The organism is Streptomyces sp. NPDC050636 (assembly GCF_040654775.1).
In the GTDB taxonomy this organism is placed as follows: Bacteria; Actinomycetota; Actinomycetes; order Streptomycetales; family Streptomycetaceae; genus Streptomyces.
In genome coordinates this window covers 1-19,865 of the sequence record NZ_JBFAIP010000107.1, presented here as the reverse complement: position 1 = coordinate 19,865, position 19,865 = coordinate 1, and the positions used below count along the sequence as shown (strand labels likewise).

The 19,865-nt window shown below is 70.5% G+C and carries 16 protein-coding genes; 9 read left to right on the top strand and 7 right to left on the bottom strand.

Going from position 1 to position 19,865, the window contains the following annotated elements:
• On the top strand, positions 1–250 hold a 250-nt coding region (locus AB0I10_RS35650; RefSeq protein WP_363156872.1), incomplete at its 5' end, for a transposase family protein.
• A gap of 70 nt (positions 251–320) precedes the next feature.
• Here AB0I10_RS35650 and AB0I10_RS35645 read toward each other — a convergent pair.
• The 5 genes from AB0I10_RS35645 to AB0I10_RS35625 are packed head-to-tail and all read right to left on the bottom strand — an operon-like array spanning position 321 to position 5,982.
• Positions 321–1,631, bottom strand: a complete 1,311-nt coding sequence (locus tag AB0I10_RS35645) for a DUF58 domain-containing protein (RefSeq protein WP_363156871.1) — start codon at positions 1,629–1,631, stop codon at positions 321–323.
• Positions 1,632–1,640: 9 nt separating this feature from the next.
• Positions 1,641–2,618 (bottom strand): MoxR family ATPase, encoded by a 978-nt coding sequence (locus tag AB0I10_RS35640; RefSeq protein WP_363156870.1) that lies wholly within the window; start codon positions 2,616–2,618, stop codon positions 1,641–1,643.
• Positions 2,599–3,822, bottom strand: a complete 1,224-nt coding sequence (locus AB0I10_RS35635; protein ID WP_363156869.1) for a DUF4350 domain-containing protein — start codon at positions 3,820–3,822, stop codon at positions 2,599–2,601. The genes AB0I10_RS35640 and AB0I10_RS35635 overlap by 20 nt, the downstream gene beginning before the upstream one ends.
• Entirely contained in the window at positions 3,819–4,508 is a 690-nt protein-coding gene (locus tag AB0I10_RS35630) for a DUF4129 domain-containing protein (RefSeq protein ID WP_363156868.1), read from the bottom strand. The genes AB0I10_RS35635 and AB0I10_RS35630 overlap by 4 nt, the downstream gene beginning before the upstream one ends.
• Before the next feature lie 4 nt (positions 4,509–4,512).
• Positions 4,513–5,982, bottom strand: coding sequence for a hypothetical protein (locus AB0I10_RS35625; protein WP_363156867.1), 1,470 nt, complete (start codon positions 5,980–5,982; stop codon positions 4,513–4,515).
• 152 nt (positions 5,983–6,134) lie between these two features.
• Here AB0I10_RS35625 and mtnA point away from each other — a divergent pair, with 152 nt between their 5' ends.
• From mtnA to AB0I10_RS35590, 7 genes are all read left to right on the top strand, one after another.
• A complete protein-coding gene (gene mtnA / locus AB0I10_RS35620; RefSeq protein WP_363156866.1) occupies positions 6,135–7,307 on the top strand; it encodes an S-methyl-5-thioribose-1-phosphate isomerase in 1,173 nt (390 codons plus the stop codon).
• A complete protein-coding gene (mtrA, locus tag AB0I10_RS35615) occupies positions 7,304–7,981 on the top strand; it encodes a two-component system response regulator MtrA (RefSeq protein ID WP_363156865.1) in 678 nt (225 codons plus the stop codon). The genes mtnA and mtrA overlap by 4 nt, the downstream gene beginning before the upstream one ends.
• A gap of 64 nt (positions 7,982–8,045) precedes the next feature.
• Positions 8,046–10,085, top strand: a complete 2,040-nt coding sequence (gene mtrB / locus AB0I10_RS35610) for an MtrAB system histidine kinase MtrB (RefSeq protein WP_363156864.1) — start codon at positions 8,046–8,048, stop codon at positions 10,083–10,085.
• A 79-nt stretch (positions 10,086–10,164) separates the two neighbouring features.
• The gene (locus tag AB0I10_RS35605; RefSeq protein WP_363156873.1) at positions 10,165–12,000 is read left to right on the top strand and encodes an LpqB family beta-propeller domain-containing protein; all 1,836 of its coding nucleotides are present in this window, start codon (positions 10,165–10,167) and stop codon (positions 11,998–12,000) included.
• Between the two features lie 81 nt (positions 12,001–12,081).
• On the top strand, positions 12,082–12,795 hold the full coding sequence (locus AB0I10_RS35600) for a phosphoribosyltransferase family protein (RefSeq protein WP_363156863.1): 714 nt from the start codon (positions 12,082–12,084) through the stop codon (positions 12,793–12,795).
• Positions 12,796–13,113: 318 nt separating this feature from the next.
• Positions 13,114–13,806 carry a ribosome-associated translation inhibitor RaiA gene (gene raiA, locus AB0I10_RS35595; RefSeq protein ID WP_363156862.1) on the top strand — a complete coding sequence of 231 codons (693 nt, stop codon included), beginning with the start codon at positions 13,114–13,116 and terminating at the stop codon, positions 13,804–13,806.
• 231 nt (positions 13,807–14,037) lie between these two features.
• Positions 14,038–14,793 (top strand): response regulator transcription factor, encoded by a 756-nt coding sequence (locus tag AB0I10_RS35590; protein WP_363156861.1) that lies wholly within the window; start codon positions 14,038–14,040, stop codon positions 14,791–14,793.
• 24 nt (positions 14,794–14,817) lie between these two features.
• Here the strand turns inward: AB0I10_RS35590 and AB0I10_RS35585 are convergent, their stop codons facing one another.
• Both AB0I10_RS35585 and AB0I10_RS35580 read right to left on the bottom strand, forming a co-directional pair.
• Entirely contained in the window at positions 14,818–16,056 is a 1,239-nt protein-coding gene (locus AB0I10_RS35585; protein WP_363156860.1) for a crosslink repair DNA glycosylase YcaQ family protein, read from the bottom strand.
• A gap of 67 nt (positions 16,057–16,123) precedes the next feature.
• On the bottom strand, positions 16,124–16,747 hold the full coding sequence (locus tag AB0I10_RS35580; protein ID WP_363156859.1) for a GNAT family N-acetyltransferase: 624 nt from the start codon (positions 16,745–16,747) through the stop codon (positions 16,124–16,126).
• 242 nt (positions 16,748–16,989) lie between these two features.
• On the opposite strand from AB0I10_RS35580, the gene secA reads away from it, so the two are divergent.
• Entirely contained in the window at positions 16,990–19,821 is a 2,832-nt protein-coding gene (gene secA / locus AB0I10_RS35575; RefSeq protein WP_363156858.1) for a preprotein translocase subunit SecA, read from the top strand.
• Positions 19,822–19,865: the final 44 nt, after the last annotated feature.

Genomic DNA, 19,865 nt, shown 5'->3' with positions numbered 1-19,865 from the left:
CAAGCTGACCACCGCCGACAGAGTCCTGGCCACCGTGCTCTACTTGCGCAAACTCGGCACCCGAGACCTGCTCGCCCAGCTCTTCGGAGTCAACGGCAGCACCCTCACCAGGGCCGTTCGCCAGGTTCAGCCCCTCCTGGCCGAGAACGGCTACACCATCCCACTCTCGACTGCCAGGTTCCGGACGCCCGCTGACGTCACGGCGTTCCTCGCGAACAACAGCCCCACGGAGATCAAATCAGCATGTTGATTCTCTGCGAGCCCTTAGGGACGTAGGGAGAAGGGAACCGCGGCTGCCTTCCGCTCCCCAGCGGGAGCTGTTAGAGGCGGCCGGCGGACTTCAGGGTGAGGTAGGCGTCGGCTAGGTCGGGGGCCAGGCGGGTGGGGGTGGAGTCGATGACGGTGATGCCGTGGTGGCGGAGGCGGTCCGCGGTGCGGCGGCGTGCGGCGCGGGTCTGTTCCGCGGCGGCTGCCGCGTAGACGGCCTGGGGAGTGTGGCGGCCGGCGGCCATTTCCTCGATGCGGGGGTCGGCGACGGCCGCGACGATGAGTTCGTTGCGCTGGGTGAGGCTGGGGAGGACAGGGAGCAGGGCCTCCTCCACAGGGGCCGTGTCGAGTCCGGTGAAGAGCACGATCAGGGAGCGGCGCGGCGTGCTGCGGTGGATGGTGGCGGCCAGGCCGCGGGCGTCCGCCTCGACGAGTTCGGATTCGAGGGGCGCGAGGGCGTCGGTCAAGGCCGGGAGGAGATCGCGGGCGGAGCGGCCTTGTACGGAGGCCCGTACGCGGCGGTCGTAGGCGAGCAGGTCCACACGGTCGCCGGCGCGGGCAGCGAGGGCGCCTAGCAGCAGGGCCGCGTCCATGGATGCGTCGAGGCGGGGGATGTCACCGACGCGGCCGGCCGAGGTGCGTCCGGTTTCCAGGACCAGAAGGATGCGGCGGTCGCGTTCTGGGCGCCAGGTGCGGACGGCGAGGGTTTGCTGGCGGGCGGTGGCGCGCCAGTCGATGGAGCGGGTGTCGTCGCCGGGCGTGTAGTCACGGAGGCTGTCGAATTCGGTGCCTTCGCCGCGGGTCAGGATGCTGGTGCGGCCGTCGAGTTCACGGAGGCGGGCGAGTTTGGCGGGGAGGTGCTTGCGGCTGGTGAAGGGGGGCAGTACGCGCAGGGTCCAGGGGACCTGGTGGCTGCCTTGCCGGGCTGCGAGACCGAGGGGGCCGTATGAGCGGACCGTGACGCGGACGGCGTGGTGGTCGCCGCGTCGGGTGGGGCGGAGCGCGGTCGTCAGGCGTCGGCGTTCGGCGCCTGGGATGCGCACCGTGTGGCGGGACGCGGCGATGTCAGAACCGGGGTGGAAGGAACTGGGGGGCCAGGCGTCACGGATCTGGGCGCGCAGGGTGCGGCGGTCCAGGTTGGTGATGGTGAGGTGTGTGTGGGCTTCGCCCGTTAGTCGAACGGTTGTATCACCGGTTCGGGTGAAATGGAGCTTTCGCACTGGCGCGGCGAGTGTCAGATCGCACAAGATTGCTATCAGCAGGGCGAGTTGGACGGTGAAGATGCCAAGCCAGCTGGGCAGTACGAAGCCAACGAAGAGGGCTCCGAGTGCGGCGATGAGGGCGGTGCGTCCGGTGAGGGCCACGGCGTCGTCTCAGCGGGGGACGGGGAGGTGGGCGAGTACGGCGTTGATCACGGAGTCTGCGGTGACTCCTTCCATCTCCGCTTCGGGGCGGAGCTGGATCCGGTGCCGGAGTGTGGGAAGAGCGAGGGCTTTGACGTCGTCGGGGGTGACGTAGTCGCGGCCGGTGAGCCAGGCCCAGGCTCGGGAAGTGGAGAGCAGGGCGGTGGCGCCTCGGGGGGAGACGCCGAGGGAGAGTGAGGGGGATTCGCGGGTGGCACGGCAGATATCGACGATATAGCCGGTGACCTCGGGAGAGACCGAGGTTTTGGCGACCGCGGCGCGGGCCGTTTCTAGGTCGGCGGCCGAGGCGACGGGGCGGAGTCCTGCGGCGTTGAGGTCGCGTGGGCTGAAGCCGTCCGCGTGGCGGGTGAGGATGTCGATCTCGTCCTGTCGGGCGGGGAGCGGCACCGTGAGCTTCAGCAGGAAACGGTCGAGCTGGGCTTCGGGGAGCGGATAGGTGCCCTCGTATTCGACGGGGTTCTGCGTGGCGGCGACGAGGAACGGGTCGGGCAGCGGCCGGGGTATGCCATCGACGGTCACCTGGCGCTCTTCCATCGCTTCGAGCAGTGATGCCTGGGTCTTCGGGGGTGTGCGGTTGATTTCGTCGGCGAGAAGGAGGTTGGTGAAGACGGGGCCCGGCTGGAACGAGAACTCGGCGTTGCGTGCGTCGTAGACCAGGGATCCGGTGACGTCACTCGGCATCAGGTCGGGGGTGAACTGGACGCGCTTGGTGTCGAGTTCGAGGGTGGCCGACAGGGCGCGCACGAGGAGGGTCTTGGCGACTCCGGGGACGCCTTCGAGGAGCACATGACCGCGGCACAGCAGGGCGACGACGAGGCCGGTGACTGCGGGGTCCTGGCCGACGACGGCCTTGGCGATCTCGGTGCGCAAGGCCTCCAGGGAGGCTCGGGCGCTGTCGGCGGTCGGCTCAGCGGTCGGGGTGCTCACGGGGCGTGTGCCTCTCTTGGGAAACGATCGAGGTTTCGAGTGCGTCGAGTTGGTCGGCCAGTTGCACCAGGGCCTTGTCGTCCGCGGGCGCCGGGCCGAAGAGCAGAGTGTGGAGATCGGCGCCGTAGGCGGCGGTCAGGTGGGCGTGCACGGCCGGAAGAAGGATGTCGGAGGTGTGGGCGTGCGCGGGAGGTACGCCGATGAGGGGGGCGAGCCGGGTGCGGGTCGCGGAGCGCAGGACGGCTGATGCCCGGTCGCGGGCGTTGGCCTGCTCGTAGAGGCGCGCGTGGCCCTCGGTGGTTTCGGCGGCCGGGACGGTGACCGGGAGCCGTTCGGGCACGAGGGGCCCGAGCCGGCGGGCGCGCCAGAGGGCCGCGAACGCGGCGGCGAAGGCGAGTTGGAGCAAGCCCCAGCTCCAGCCGGAGGGGATCAGGTCAAAGAAGCTGCGCTGGTCGTCCTGGGTGGAGGACGGGTCGCTGATGGAGGGGAGGTACCAGACCACATGCTTGTGGGCACCGAGGAGTTGAAGGGCCAGAGAGGCATTGCCGTGCTCGGCGAGGCGGTAGTTGTAGAAGAGGTCGGTGGAGCCCAGGAGCACGGTGTCGCGGCCGGCGTCGGGGGCCGGGATGCGCAGCAGGGTGGGCAGGCCGCCGCTCAGGTAGCAGCCGTCGGCCGTGGAGCTGGAGGTGGCGTAGCGCAGGCCGCCCAGGAGGACGCTGCCGGCGCGGCGGGCTTCGGGAAGGGAGCAGGAGGGGCGACGTGCGGAGACATCGAACGGGGATTCCGCCCGGACACCGAGGGGGAAGGCGGCGAGGGTCGCCGGGCCGGGGGCGAGGAGAACGGTGCGGCCGGGGGTGTGCGCGGTCGCGGTGCGCAGGCCGGCCAGCTGCCGGGGAGTGAGCAGGTTCGGGTCGGTGACGAGGAGGGTGGTGTCGGGGCCGGCCGCGGCGGCCGCGTCCTCAGAGGTGGTCACGACCTGGGTGGTGACGCCGTGGGCGGCGAGCAGTCGGGCGAGCGCCTGGCTTCCGGTGCGGTCCGCCGAGCGGGGGTCGAGACGGCCGTGCTGTTCGCCGGACTGGAGGGCCGCGAGGACCACACCGCTGACGACGAGCAGGAGGAGGGTGAGGAGCAGCCCGCGGGACCGGATCCACAGGTGGCGGGCGGTGGGGGAGAGCGAGGTGGGGTCCGTGGCGGCCGTGGTCATCCGCGGCTCCTCGGCGAAGCGGCCAGGTGGGGCTTGGCGCGCTGTAGCTCGGTGTCGAGGGCGCTCAAGAGGGTGTACTCCCGTTCCGTGCCGGTGCGGCCGCCGTATGTGACGTCGTCGAAAGTGCGGGCCGCGGCGCGCAGCCGCTCGGCGTGCGAGGGGAGTGCCCGTCCGGCTTCGGTGGCCGCCTCGTCGGCGGTGCGGCCGGGGCCGGGGGTGAGCAGCGCTCGCTCTTCGAGAGAGAGGACGATGGCGCGCATCCGGTCCTGGACGGCCTGGCTCCAGTGGCCCGCAGCGGCGTGCGCTTCGGCGGCCGCGCGGTGTTCGGCGGCGGTGCGGGGGATGTCGGCGAAGAGCGCGCCGCTGGTGGTCGGAGTGCGGCGTGCCGCGCCGAGCCGCAGCCGGAGGGCCACGATGAGCAGCAGTACGACGACGGATATGGCTATGAGCCCGATCCAGCCGCCCGGTGTCGCGCCGGCGGCCGTGCTGAAGAGGTCGTCGACGCGCTCCCAGAACCAGTTCAGCCCCTGCTGGATCGGGTTGGGGTCGTGCTGGTGGTACCGCGGATCGGACAACTCGCGCTCCGCCGCTTCACGGGCGGGGACGCGTGGCGTCCGCACTGGTATGTCGTCGCCGGGGCTCGCTATGAGCCGTCCGAGCGTGCTGGTGCCCCCCGCAGTGGTCATCGCCTCAGCTTCCCGGTGCGGCGTCGGTGGGGCGCGGCCCGGTGCCGTCCGTGGGGGCGTCGGGGCTGGTCGGGGTGGCGGAGGGTGCGCCCTTGGCCGTGACGTTCGTCGGCTCCGCGTCGGCAGCGGTGGCGTCAGCCGGGGTGCTGTCCGCCGGGGTCCCTTCGGACGCCGGGGCCGGGGACGGGTGAGGGACGGGGGCTTCCGTGCCGTAGCCGGGGAGGCCGGCGGCGCGGGCGAGTTCGAGATCGAGTGCCTCGCGGCGGATGCGCTGGTCCATGTAGACGAGCGCGGTGACGCCGGCGCTGATCGGGAAGCTGAGGGTGGAGCTGATGACGGCGCCGACGCCCAGCACGATCAGGAATGTCCAGCCGGTGGAGCTGTTGGTGCCGTCCGCCCAGTCCATGAGGCTCTCGCCGCCGGTGAGGAAGGCGATGAGGGTGGTGGGGATCTGGATGGCGAACTCGACGACGAGGAGCAGCAGGTAGGCCAGGAGCTGGATGCCCAGCACCCGCCACCAGGAGCCGCGTACGAGCTTGGCGGAGCGGCGCATGGAGGCGATGACGCCCTGCTTCTCCAGCATCAGCGCCGGGGAGGCGAGGCTGTAGCGGACCCACAGCCAGACGCTCACAACGGTGGCGGCCAGTCCGCCGAAGATGCTGAGCACCAAGCCCATGTCCAATGTGCCCGTGGCGGCGAGGACGATGCCGGGGGTCAGGCAGATGGCCATGACGGCCAGGATGAGCAGCGGAAACAGGGCGAGCAGGCCGAGGAGGCGCGGGAGTTGGGCTCGTGCGTCGTGCCAGGCTTCCCCGGCGGTCACCGACCGGCCGAGGACGGCACGGCTGACGACCATGGTGAGCATCCCGGTCGCGATGATGGTGGCGAGCAGGCCGATCAGCGAGGTGATGCCGGTGCCGGCGAGCGAGTTGCCGATGTCGCGCATGGCGTCGCGCAGCGGCGGCCCGGACCTGTCGTCCAGGGAGGGCGCGCGGCCGGCGTTCTGGAACCACAGCCCGGTGACGAGGGTGACGGCGGTCTGCGAGACGACCGCGACGATCAGCGAGATGCCGAGCACGGTGCGCCAGTGGGCACGCATGGTGGCGATCGCGCCGTCGAGGATCTCGCCGACGCCGAGCGGGCGCAGCGGGATGACGCCGGGCTTGGCGGCCTGGGGCGTCGGGGCCCAGCCGGCGCCCCATCCGGGGCCGCCGCCCCATCCGGCCTGGTTGCCGGGGCCCGCCCCGGCGCGGGTGCGGTCGCCGGTGCCGCTCTGGCCGGGGATGCCGGTGGGGGCCGACCACTGGCCGGCGGGCGGCTGCTGCTTGGACCAGTTCGGCGGCGACGGCTGCTCGGCGGCGGAGCCGGGTCGGTCGTCCGTGGCGGGGGGCTGGGTGGGCTGCTCCTGGGTGCCGCGGTCCGGCCCGTCGGAGGGGGAGGATCCGGGCGAGGCCCAGCCCGGAGAGTTGTTCATCGTCGCTCCTTCTTGGTGCCGGTCCGCCGGGGCGGCGGGGATCCGGGGTCCGCGGTGCCAGTCATCGTGTCATGGCGGATGGCGCCGTGTACCCGTGACCTCAGCGAGAAGGGACCTTCTGTTCGAGGGGCTGTCGGCGGCAGACTGGGCGGATGGGCGATCAGTACGAGGTATCCGAGGCGGGCGTCGAGGCGCTGCCAGTCCCGTCGTTGCGTTGGGAGGAGAGACCGGAGGGGCCCGCATTGGTCCTCCTTGACCAGACTCGGCTGCCGGCGGAGGAGGCCGAGCTGGTCTGCACGGACGTTCCGGAGCTGGTTCAGGCGATCCGGACGCTGGCCGTGCGCGGGGCGCCGCTGCTGGGCATTGCGGGTGCGTACGGTGTCGCGCTGGCCGCGGCGCGCGGGTTCGATGTGGACGACGCTGCGGAGACGCTGGCGCATGCCCGGCCCACCGCGGTCAATCTGGCGTACGGCGTGCGCCGGGTGGCCGCCGTCTACCGCGAGGTCGCGGTCGGCGGCGCCGATCCTGAGCAGGCTGCTGTGGCCGCGCTGGCCGAGGCGCGCACCGTGCATGCCGAGGATGCCGAGGCCAGCAAGCGGATGGCCGAGCACGGTCTGGCGCTGCTGGGTGAGCTGCTGCCGGGTGGCGGCCACCGGATTCTCACGCACTGCAATACGGGGGCGCTGGTGTCCGGGGGTGAGGGGACCGCCCTGGCGGTGGCGCTGGCTGCGCATCGTGCGGGTGAGCTTCGCCGGCTGTGGGTGGACGAGACCCGGCCGCTGTTGCAGGGGGCCCGGCTGACCGCGTACGAAGCGGCGCGCACGGGGATGACGTACACGGTGCTGGCGGACGGGGCCGCGGGGTCGCTGTTCGCCGCGGGCGAGGTGGATGCGGTATTGATCGGCGCGGACCGGATCGCGGCGGACGGGTCGGTCGCCAACAAGGTCGGCAGCTATCCGCTGGCGGTCCTGGCCCGGTATCACCACGTTCCTTTCGTGGTGGTGGCGCCGACCAGCACGGTGGATCTGGAGACGGAGGAGGGGTCGGACATAGAGGTTGAGCAGCGGCCGAGCCATGAGGTGACGGAGCTCTCGTTGCCGTATGCGAAGCGCGCCGGGGCGGGGTCGGGCGGTGGAATCGGGTTGGCGCCGATGGGCGCGCAGGCCTACAACCCGGCCTTCGACGTCACTCCGCCGGAGCTGGTGACGGCGATCGTGACGGAGGCCGGAGTGGTCTCGCCGATCACTCGGGATGGGCTGGCGGAGATGTGTTCCACGTCACGATGGAGTAAGTCACGATCAGGTAATGGGATGATGGCCGAATGAAGGGACGCGTCCTGGTCGTCGACGACGACACCGCACTGGCAGAGATGCTCGGCATCGTGCTGCGCGGCGAAGGCTTTGAACCGTCGTTTGTGTCGGATGGTGACAAGGCGCTTGCCGCCTTCCGCGAGGCCAAGCCCGATCTTGTCCTGCTCGACCTGATGCTGCCCGGACGGGACGGTATCGAGGTGTGCAGGCTGATCCGGGCCGAGTCCGGGGTGCCGATCGTCATGCTGACCGCCAAGAGCGACACCGTGGATGTGGTGGTCGGGCTCGAATCGGGCGCGGATGACTACATCGTCAAGCCGTTCAAGCCCAAGGAGCTGGTGGCGCGGATCCGGGCCCGGCTGCGGCGCTCGGAGGAGCCGGCACCCGAGCAGCTGGCCATCGGTGATCTCGTCATCGATGTGGCGGGTCACTCGGTGAAGCGGGACGGGCAGTCGATTGCGCTGACCCCGCTGGAGTTCGATCTTCTGGTGGCGCTGGCGCGTAAGCCGTGGCAGGTGTTTACGCGTGAGGTGCTGCTGGAGCAGGTCTGGGGCTATCGGCACGCCGCCGACACCCGGCTGGTCAATGTCCATGTGCAGCGGCTTCGCTCCAAGGTCGAGAGGGACCCGGAGCGGCCGGAGATCGTGGTGACCGTGCGCGGGGTCGGCTACAAGGCCGGGCCCAGCTGAGATGCCCCGGGACGGTTCGGCCCCGGAGGTAAAGCGGGGGCGCACCGTCGACCCGGCGGTTGAAATGTCCTTTTCCGGGAAGTTGTCCGCTCGGTTGCTGCGTGGTGGGCAGTTGCTGCCCGACGGCGCGGTGAGTGGGCCGGTCCACCCCCTGCTGCGGCTCTTCAGCCGCTGGGTGCGGCGCCCGCTGTTGCCCGCGCTGCGGCTGTGGCGGCGCAATATCCAGCTGCGCGTGGTCGCGACCACGCTCCTGATGTCGCTGGCCGTGGTGCTGCTGCTCGGTGTCGTGGTCGTCGGACAGGTGCGTAACGGCCTGCTCACGGCCAAGGCCCAGTCCGCGCAGAGCCAGGCCGCGGGCGGCTTCGGCGTCGCCCAGAAGCTGGCCGACGGCGGTGGCGGCGACACCCGGCCCGACGACCACACCCAGGCCGGCAATCGCGGCAACCAGGACTCCGCCACCTGGCTGACCAGCCTGGTCGAGCAGCTCGCCAGCGGCGGGCAGGGCGTCTTCTCCGTCGTGGCGCTCAGCTCGGACTCCGAGGAGCCGTTCGGCGACGCCAGCCGGGGCACCCGCGGGCCGCGCGCCTCCGGGGACGTCGACCCCGAGCGGAGCGTGCCCGCCGACCTGCGGCAGAAGCTGGACGCCAAGGCGGGGACGTTCCGCCAGTACACCCAGATCAAGCGCATCGGGTCCGATGAGGGCACGCCGGCGATCATCATCGGCAAGCGGCTCAACGATGTGAACAGCAACCAGTACCAGCTCTACTACCTCTTCCCGTTCAGCCAGGAAGAGGAGTCGCTGAAGCTGGTGACGGGGACGCTCGCGACGGCCGGAGTGTTCGTCGTGATTCTGCTCGGCGCCATCGCCTGGCTGGTCGTACGGCAGGTCGTCACGCCCGTACGGATGGCCGCGGGGATCTCCGAGCGGCTGGCCGCCGGCATCCTCCAGGAGCGGATGAAGGTCACCGGCGAGGACGACATCGCGCGGCTCGGCGAGTCCTTCAACAAGATGGCGCAGAACCTCCAGGTCAAGATCCAGCAGCTGGAGGAGCTCTCCCGGATGCAGCGGCGTTTCGTCTCGGACGTCTCGCATGAGCTGCGTACACCGCTGACGACCGTGCGGATGGCGGCCGACGTCATCCATGAGGCGCGGGAGGACTTCGACCCCGCCACGTCGCGCTCCGCGGAGCTGCTGCGCGGACAGCTCGACCGCTTCGAGTCGCTGCTCGCCGAGCTGCTGGAGATCAGCCGGTTCGACGCGGGCGCGGCAGCGCTGGAGGCCGAGCCGATAGACCTGCGTGATGTGGTGCACCGCGTCATCGAGGGCGCGGAGCCGCTGGCCGAGCGCAAGGGCACCCGCATCCTGGTGCGCGGCGCCGAGCAGCCGGTGATCGCCGAGGCCGATACCCGGCGGGTGGAGCGGGTCCTGCGCAATCTCGTCGTCAACGCCGTGGAGCACGGCGAGGGCCGCGATGTCGTGGTGCGGCTGGCGTCCGGGGGCGGCCCCAGCGGCGGCGCGGTGGCCGTCGCGGTACGCGACTACGGCGTCGGCCTCAAGCCCGGCGAGGCGACGCGGGTCTTCAACCGCTTCTGGCGCGCCGACCCGGCCCGGGCCCGTACGACGGGCGGTACGGGACTCGGCCTGTCCATCGCCGTCGAGGACGCCCGGCTGCACGGCGGCTGGCTGCAGGCATGGGGAGAGCCGGGCGGCGGTTCGCAGTTCCGGCTGACGCTGCCGCGTACGTCGGGCGAGGCGCTGCGCGGCTCCCCGATACCGCTGGAGCCGGAGGACTCGCGGCGTCACCGCGGGCTGGACGAGGCGGGGCTGCCGCGCGCCGGATCGGGCCGCAAGGCCTCCACGATCCCGGTGCAGCCGCGCCCCTCGGAGCCGCGCCCCGCGGTCAGGCCCTCGGCCGATCCGGCGGCGATGCCCGGCAACGGCGCTCGTGTCGTGCCGCAGTCCGGGGGCGTACGGAGCGGAGAGACGGCGGGCGGCCAGAGCGTGCGCACCGACGAGCCGGCCGGTGGCGGCGCGGTCGTCGATGGGGCGGAGCAGGAGGCCGGACGGGGCGTGGAGCGGGAAGGCGGGCAGCGTGGACGCTGAGCGCGGAGAGGAGCACGGGGTGGGTGTGGAGGCCCTTGCGCGCGGCCGGAGGGCTGCCGGCGACGGTGCCCCGGGGCGTCTGAAGGCCCCAGGGACATCCCGTGCGGCGCGTAAGTTCGCGCTGCTCGGCTGTGCGGGGCTGTTGCTGGCCGGGTGCGCGTCGATGCCGGACAACGGAGACGTCAAGGCCGTCGACCAGTCGCCGCGCGCCGAGGGCGATTCCGAGGTGCGGGTCTACGGTGTGCCCCCGCAGGACGGTGCGCAGCCGACCAACATCGTCCGCAGCTTCCTCGACGCGACGACCAGTGACGAGGCGGATTTCCGTACGGCCACCCAGTATTTGGCCAAGTCGGCCAAGCGGACCTGGCGGCCGTTCCAGGTCACCAATGTGCTCCAGGAGCGTCCGAAGCCGGAACCGAAGGCGCAGCCCAACCGCGAGGACGCCAACGGCTATACGGTCACGCTCTCCGGCAGCCAGATGGCGACGGTGGACGACAACCACGCCTACACCCCGCAGGAGAAGCCGTACCGCCAGACGATCCACCTCATCAAGGAGGACGGTCAGTGGCGGATCGACCGGCTGCCCAACGGGCTGGTGCTCGGCCAGTCGGACTTCCAGCGCATCTATCACTCCGTCAACAAGTTCTACTTCGCGTCCTACAAGACGGAGGCGGGGGAGCCGAAGGCGGGCCGGAACGTGCTCGTCGCGGACCCGGTCTATCTGCGGCAGCGGATAGAGCCGATCACGGCCAGTGTGGAGGCGCTGCTGTCCGGGCCCACCAACTGGCTGGAGCCGGTGACGTCTTCGGAGTTCCCGCACGGCACCCGGCTCGCCGCCCGTGACCTGTCGCTGGACGACTCCAACGCGCTGCGGGTCAAGCTCAGCAAACAGGCGGTCGGCACCGATACGGGCCAGTGCAAACGGATGGCCGCTCAACTGTTCTTCACCGTCCAGGACATGACCCGGGCGTCGAAGGTCAGCGAGGTCGAGCTGCAGGACGACAGCGGCGACGCGCTGTGCGCGCTGACCCAGGATCAGGCCGATCGCGACTTCGCCCCGTCCCGGCACGCCGTGCACTCCGCCGAGGAGTACTTCATCGACGCCGACCAAAAGGTCGTCGCGATGCCGGACTCCGCCACCGAACCGACGCCGGTGCGCGGGCCGTTCGGCACCGGCAAGACCCCGCTGCGTTCGGTCGCCATCTCGCGCGCCGAGGACACCGCGGCCGGTGTGTCGAGCGATGGGCATGCGCTGTATGTGGCCGGCATGGAGGACGGTGTCGAACGCGGCGATCCGCTGCTGACCAGCGACGACTCCCTGAAGAGCCCGGAGGGCGGGCTGACCGCGCCCAGTTGGGACGGGTTGGGAGATCTGTGGATCGCGGACCGCGATCCGCACGGCTCGCGGCTGCTGCGGATGCGTGAGGGCAAGGGCGACCCCGAAGAGGTCGAGGTGCCCGGCCTGGGCAAGCGGCGGATCAAGGCGATCCGCGTGGCCGCGGACGGTATCCGGATCGCGATGCTGGTGGAGGACAAGGGGCGTACGACGCTCCAGCTCGGCCGGGTCGAGCGCGCCGGCACGTCGGAGCATCCGGTGCTGTCGGTGCAGGAACTGCGGCCGATCGCACCGCAGTTGGAGGACGTGGTGGCCGCTTCCTGGGCGGGCGGCAGCCGGCTCGTGGTCGTCGGCCGGGAGTCCGGCGGTGTGCAGCAGATGCAGTTCATGGAGACCGACGGCTCGGCGTCCAATGCGCAGACGCTGCCCGGCGTCAACGGTGTCAAGTCGGTGGCGGCCTCGGAGGACGAGACCAGGCCGCTGATCGCGGACGCCACCGAGGGCATCGTGCGGCTGCCTCCGGACGCGAACTGGAAGACCGTGGCCAAGGAGGGGTCGGCGCCGGTCTATCCGGGCTGACGAGGGGCACCGGGTTGTCCACAACCGCCGGGTTGTCCACAGGGGGTGGCGGCCCGGCGCGGACGACGGGACAGTTGAGCCATGCAGGGGGTGTGGCGGGAACTGGCCGGTCTGGTGCTGCCGGTCGACTGTGCCGGGTGCGGCCGGCCGCGTATGGAGCTGTGCGCGGAGTGTCGCCGGGCGCTGTCGAGGGGTGGTCGCGGTGCGCGGCGGGTGTGGCCGGAGCCGAGGCCCGAGGGGCTGCCTCGGGTGTGGGCCGGTGCGCCGTACGCGGATGAGGTACGGGCCGTGCTGCTGGCCCACAAGGAGCGGGGTGCGCTGCGGCTGGCCGGGCCGTTGGGGGCGGTGCTGGCCGGGGCGGTGCGGGGGCTGCGGCCGGGTCGTGGGCCGTTGCTGCTGGTGCCGGTGCCGTCGGCCCGAAGATCGGTGGCGGGCCGGGGCCATGATCCGGTGCGCCGGATCGCGCTGGCGGCGGCTGCCGAGCTGCGGCGGGCGGGGGTGGGGGAGGGGGCGGGGGCCCGAGTCCTCGCCGTGCTGCGGCAGCGTCGTGCGGTGGCCGACCAGGCGGGCCTGAGCGCCCGGCAGCGGCTGGCGAATATGGCAGGGGCACTGGGCGTCCGGGGTGGGTCCGGGAGGCTGCTGGTGGGGGCTCCAGTGGTACTGGTGGACGATCTGGTGACGACGGGGGCCACGCTCGCCGAGGCGGCGCGGGCTGTAGGTGCGGCCGGCGGCCGGGTGGCGGGGGCGGCCGTGGTGGCGGCGGCGCGCGGCGCTTTCGAAATCAACCGGAACTGAAAAAGAAAATTCATCGTTGCAGGTGATGGGGGAGAAAATTCACCCAAACGGAGCTGGAGGTGTCGAGGGGGTGCCGACACCCGCCCAGGAGAGCTATGTTCGGTTGTGAGGACTTGGCGGACGCTTTGCCCCGGATGTCGCAATGCGTGCGTTAAGGGGTATTTGTAGGGACCCTGAAAACGTTGGCGTGGAGATCTTGTCCTTGGGGGAGGAGGAGGTGAAAGTCGCCAAGTCCGAGGCTTCGGCACCCACCGGAGCCTGGTGCAAGAAGGCATCGCTCCGCCTGCTGAGCGGGGCGATCCGGGAACGGAGTTCTGCGTGGACATCGTCGTCAAGGGCCGCAAGACCGAGGTGCCCGAGCGGTTCCGCAAGCACGTGGCCGAGAAGCTGAAGCTGGAGAAAGTCCAGAAGCTCGACGGCAAGGTGATCAGCCTGGACGTCGAGGTGTCCAAGGAGCCCAACCCGCGGCAGGCCGACCGTTCCGACCGAGTGGAGATCACCCTCCGCTCCCGTGGCCCGGTGGTCCGGGCCGAGGCGGCCGCAGCCGACGCGTATGCCGCGCTCGACCTGGCTACCGCCAAGCTGGAGGCGCGCCTGCGGAAGCAGCACGACAAGCGTTTCTCGCGCCGCGGCAACGGTCGCATCCCGGCGAGTGACGTCGCCGTCAGCGTCCCCGACGCCGCGCGTCTGAACACCAACGGCGAACTCGCCGCCGAGAGCTCCAGCGAGCCGAAGGTGCCGATCACGAAGATGGGGTCGATCGACGTCCTGGGTGAAGGTCCCCTGGTCGTCCGCGAGAAGACCCACGCGGCGCCACCGATGACGCTCGACCAGGCGCTCTACGAGATGGAGCTGGTCGGACACGACTTCTATCTCTTCGTCGACGCCGAGACCAAGCAGCCGAGTGTCGTCTACCGGCGGCACGCATACGACTACGGCGTCATCCACCTGAACCCCGACTCGTTCGGGGAGGAAGAGCCCGGCGGCGCAGGCGGCGCGCTCGGCGGCTGACCCCACCCGCTCGGTGCCCCCGGCGTACGCCGGGGGCACCATCGTGCTTGAGAAGGGGAGGAGTTGAAGCCGTATAGAGTTGTGCCGGCCAGGGAGTTTGTGGGCGCAAAACGGCGACATGCCGGGGAGGCGGTCGTATGGCACTGATGGGGCTGGCCGCAGGGGGCTGTTGTCAACCAGCCTTAAATCCAAGCTTTGGCTCTTCGGCCGAGTAGCTGACGGGGAGGAACGATGGGGGACAGCTTCGGACCCGTGCGTGACCACGCGGACGACGACGGAAGCGGTGCGGGGGACGGGGCCGGCATGGCCGCGAGCGTGCCGCGCAAGGAGCCGATCCGGGTCCTGGTCGTGGACGATCACGCACTGTTCCGGCGGGGCCTGGAGATCGTTCTGGCCCAGGAGGAGGACATCCAGGTCGTCGGCGAGGCGGGGGACGGTGCGGAGGCGGTCGACAAGGCCGCGGATCTGCTGCCCGACATCGTGCTGATGGACGTACGGATGCCCAAGCGCGGGGGCATCGAGGCCTGCACCTCCATCAAGGAGGTGGCCCCCAGCGCGAAGATCATCATGCTGACGATCAGCGACGAAGAGGCCGATCTCTACGACGCGATCAAGGCCGGCGCCACCGGCTATCTGCTCAAGGAGATCTCCACCGACGAGGTGGCGACCGCGATCCGCGCCGTCGCGGACGGTCAGTCGCAGATCAGCCCGTCGATGGCGTCCAAGCTCCTGACGGAGTTCAAGTCGATGATCCAGCGCACGGACGAGCGCCGGCTGGTGCCCGCGCCCCGGCTCACCGACCGCGAGCTGGAGGTCCTCAAGCTCGTCGCCACGGGGATGAACAACCGGGATATCGCCAAAGAGCTGTTCATCTCAGAGAACACGGTGAAGAACCACGTCCGGAACATCCTGGAGAAGTTGCAGTTGCACTCCCGGATGGAAGCCGTGGTGTATGCGATGCGGGAGAAGATCCTCGAAATCCGGTGATCCCGCGCCGGACCCCTTGGCCGCCTAACCGCTCATGCGCGTGAGTTCCGTGTGTAGTGCCGCGGCCAGCTTCGGGTCGTCGCAGCGGTCCAGGCGTAGGGAGTCGCAGCCGACCCAGGTGGCGGCCTCGTGGAGCGCCTCGGCCATGGGGCGGACGGCCTTGAGGTTGCGCATCGAGACCTGGCGGGCGACGAGGGTGGTGCCCTCGCGGGCCGGGTCGACCCGGCCCACCAGCTTGCCGCCGGCCAGCAGGGGCATCGCGAAATAGCCGTGTATCCGCTTGGGGCGCGGGACGTAGGCCTCCAGGCGGTGGGTGAAGCCGAAGATCCGCTCCGTGCGCGGACGGTCCCAGATGAGGGAGTCGAAGGGCGAGAGCAGGGTCGTGCGGTGCCGGCCGCGGGGTGGTGCGGCCAGCGCGGCCGGATCGGCCCAGGCGGGCTTTCCCCAGCCCTCGACCTCGACCGGGACCAGGCCCGAGTCCGCGATCACGGCGTCGACCTGCTCGGCCTTGAGCCGGTGGTAGTCCGCGAGGTCGGCGCGGGTGGCCACGCCCATCGCGGTCCCGGCCTGGGCGACCAGGCGGCGGAGGCACTCGGTGTCGTCGAGATCGTCGTGCAGCAGGGCGTCGGGGACGGCGCGCTCGGCGAGGTCGTACACCCGCTTCCAGCCACGCCGCTCCGTGCAGACCACCTCGCCGGTGTCCAGCAGCCATTCCACCGCGATCTTGGTCTCGGACCAGTCCCACCATTCTCCGCCCTTCCTGCCGCCGCCCAGCTCGGACGTCGTCAGCGGGCCGTCCGCCTTGAGGCGGTCCCGGACGGCGGCGCAGGAGCGCTCGGAGTCCTGCATGATGTGCCAGCGGTGGCCCTTGGCGCGGTAAGCGCGGCGGCGGAATGCGAAGTGCGGCCACTCCTCGATCGGCAGGATGCAGGCGGCGTGCGACCAGTATTCGAAGCTGTGGGGTCGTGCCGGGCGCGCGCCGACGGGGTTGGGCGTCCAGTAGGCGGCCTCGACCCCCGTGCGGCCGACCGCGCCGAGGCGGGCGTACGGCACGAGCTCATGGGAGCGGGCCAGCACCGAGATCGTGTCCAGCTGCACCGCACCCAGACGCCGCAGCATTCCGCGCACGCCGGCCCGGCGGTCCGGGGCGCCCAGTAGGCCCTGCGCCCGCAGGGCCATACGTCGGGCGTCGTCCCGGGACAGGGCGGTCGCGGGCTGCGGTTGAAGCTCCGGCTGAGGCGGTGGCGGCGTCACTGCGGTCATGCGGGAAAGAGTAGGGCCGGGCACTGACAACGGCCCGGGGCTGGGCCGTTGGCCGGTGGGCGGGTGCTCAGTTGGGGTACGGCAGGTAGGGCGTCGGGTCCGGGACCGGCATCCGGGTGGGGCCCGGCGGCTCGGGCGCCTGGGGCAGGTCGGACGGGAGCAGGGAGCCGATCCAGACGTCCCGCCGGGTGCCTTCGTGAATCAGCTTGGCGCGCAGGGTGCCCTCCATCTGGAAGCCGATCTTGCGGGCCACCGCCCGGGAGCCCTCGTTGCCGGCTTCCGCGACCCACTCCATCCGCTCCACCCCCAGGTCGCGGAACGCCCAGCGCACCACCGCGCGGCCCGCCTCGACGGTGTACCCCTTGCCGCGGTGTTCCTTGGCGGTCCAGTAGCCGAGCTCCGCCTGCCGCTCGGGGGTGCGCAGCCGGTCGAGGCGGACCAGGCCCATCGCGCCGACCAGAGAGCCGTCGGCCTGGGAGAGTACGGCGAAGGAGTAGGAGCTGTCGTCGCGCCAGCCCTCCGGGACGACCGTGCCGACGAACCGCTCGGCGTCCTGGAGGCGGTACGGCGAGGGGACGCTCGTCCACCTGGGAATGTCGGGTTCTTGACAGGCGGCGTATACGGTGGCTGCGTCGGCGGGCTCGAAGGGGCGCAGGACGAGTCGCTCGGTGGTGAGGGTGACGTGCTCCATGAGGCGAGTCTGCGGCGCGGCGGAGAGCGCCGCGAACGGTTTTTGCGGCGGTTCCCGGCACCTTCTCGCGGCCTCGAGCGTTCACGTGGGGGAAGGGGATAAGTGCCTTCGCGGCGGCGGACCTCCCGGCTGGGGAGAGTCCTCCCTTACGATGGCCGTTGCGGCGGGGCCTGCCCCCTTGGAAAAATGCCGCGCCCGCGCACTCGACCGTGCAGGCCCAACCGGCAAGGAGACCAGCCCAAGTGTCCGTCTTGACGAAGATCATGCGTGCAGGCGAAGGAAAGATCCTGCGCAAACTGCACCGCATCGCGGGCCAGGTCAACTCCATCGAAGAAGACTTCGCGGCCCTCTCCGACGCCGAGCTGCGGGCGCTGACCGATGAGTACAAAGAGCGGTACGCCGACGGGGAGAGCCTCGACGACCTGCTGCCCGAGGCGTTCGCCACGGTCCGTGAGGCCGCCCGGCGGGTGCTCGGCCAGCGCCCCTACGACGTCCAGCTGATGGGTGGCGCGGCCCTTCACATGGGATACGTCGCCGAGATGAAGACAGGTGAGGGCAAGACCCTCGTCGGCACCCTGCCGACGTATCTCAACGCGCTCTCCGGCGACGGCGTCCACCTGATCACGGTCAACGACTATCTGGCCGAGCGCGACTCCGAGATGATGGGCCGGGTGCACAAGTTCCTGGGCCTGACGGTCGGTTGCATTCTGGCCGATATGACGCCGGCCCAGCGCCGCGAGCAGTACAACTGCGACATCACGTACGGCACGAACAACGAGTTCGGCTTCGACTACCTGCGCGACAACATGGCGTGGTCGCAGGATGAACTCGTCCAGCGGGGCCACAATTTCGCGGTCGTCGACGAGGTCGACTCCATCCTGGTCGACGAGGCCCGTACGCCGCTGATCATCTCCGGCCCGGCGGACTCCGCCACCAAGTGGTACGGCGATTTCGCCAAGTTGGTGAAGCGTCTGAAGAGGGGCGAGGCCGCCAACCCGCAGCGCGGTGTCGAGGAGACCGGCGACTACGACGTCGACGAGAAGAAGCGCACCGTCGGCATCCATGAGTCCGGTGTCAGCAAGGTCGAGGACTGGCTGGGCATCGACAACCTCTACGAGTCGGTGAACACCCCGCTCGTCGGGTACCTCAACAACGCGATCAAGGCCAAGGAGCTGTTCAAGAACGACAAGGACTACGTCGTCATCGACGGCGAAGTCATGATCGTCGACGAGCACACCGGCCGTATCCTCGCCGGCCGCCGCTACAACGAGGGCATGCACCAGGCCATCGAGGCGAAGGAGGGGGTGGAGATCAAGGACGAGAACCAGACGCTCGCCACGATCACCCTGCAGAACTTCTTCCGCCTCTACGGCAAGCTGTCCGGAATGACTGGTACGGCCATGACCGAGGCCGCCGAGTTCCACCAGATCTACAAGCTCGGCGTCGTCCCGATCCCGACGAACCGCCCGATGGTCCGTATGGACCAGGCCGACCTGATCTACCGCACCGAGCCCGCGAAGTTCGACGCGGTCGTCGAGGACATCGTCGAGAAGCACGCGAAGGGCCAGCCGATCCTGGTCGGCACCACCTCGGTCGAGAAGTCCGAGTACCTCTCCCAGCAGCTCAACAAGCGCGGTGTGCCGCACGAGGTGCTCAACGCCAAGCAGCACGACCGGGAGGCGTCGATCGTCGCCCAGGCCGGTCGCAAGGGGTCCGTCACCGTCGCCACGAACATGGCCGGCCGTGGTACGGACATCAAGCTCGGCGGCAACCCCGACGACCTCGCCGAGGCGGAGCTGCGCCAGCGCGGCATGGACCCGGTCGAGCACGTCGAGGAGTGGGCGGCCGCGCTGCCCGCCGCCCTGGAGCGCGCCGAGGCCGCGGTCAAGGCGGAGTTCGAAGAGGTCAAGGAGCTCGGCGGGCTCTACGTCCTGGGCACCGAGCGGCATGAGTCGCGCCGTATCGACAATCAGCTGCGCGGCCGTTCCGGCCGTCAGGGCGACCCGGGTGAGTCGCGGTTCTACCTCTCCCTGGGTGACGACCTGATGCGGCTGTTCAAGGCCCAGATGGTCGAGCGCGTCATGGCGATGGCCAACGTCCCCGACGACGTCCCGATCGAGAACAAGATGGTGACGCGGGCGATCGCGTCCGCCCAGTCGCAGGTCGAGCAGCAGAACTTCGAGACGCGGAAGAACGTCCTCAAGTACGACGAGGTCCTCAACCGCCAGCGCGAGGTCATCTACGGCGAGCGCCGTCGCGTCCTCGAAGGCGAGGATCTGCAGGAGCAGATCAAGCACTTCATGGAAGACACCATCGACGCCTACATCCAGGCGGAGACCGTCGAGGGCTTCGCCGAGGAGTGGGACCTGGACCGCCTGTGGGGCGCGTTCAAGCAGCTCTACCCGGTCAAGGTGACCGTCGACGAGCTGGAGGAGGAGGCCGGCGACCGTGCCGGTATCACCTCCGAGTTCATTGCGGACGCCGTCAAGGACGACATTCACGAGCAGTACGCCGCCCGTGAGGAGCAGCTCGGCTCGGACATCATGCGTGAGCTGGAGCGTCGCGTCGTGCTGTCCGTCCTGGACCGCAAGTGGCGTGAGCACCTCTACGAGATGGACTACCTCCAGGAGGGCATCGGCCTGCGGGCGATGGCCCAGAAGGACCCGCTGGTCGAGTACCAGCGCGAGGGCTTCGACATGTTCACCGCGATGATGGAGGGCATCAAGGAGGAGTCCGTCGGCTACCTGTTCAACCTGGAGGTCCAGGTCGAGCAGCACGTCGAGGAGGTCCCGGTGACGGAGACGGCGGACAAGGCGTCGCTGAAGAAGGACCAGCCGGAGGCCGTGCCGGCCGGTGCGGGCCGCCCGGAGATCCATGCCAAGGGCCTGGAGGCGCCGCAGCGTCCCGACCGGCTGCACTTCACCGCACCCAAGGTGGATGGCGAGGGCAGCGTCGTCGAGGGCGACTTCGTGAGCGACGAGGACGACGCCCCGGCCCGCTCCGAGGCGGACGGCCTGACCCGCGCGGAGCGCCGTAAGGCCCAGAAGGGCGGCGGCCGTCGCCGCAAGAAGTGAGCAGTGGTTAGTGGCGTGGCCCGGGCACGGTGTGTCCGGGCCAC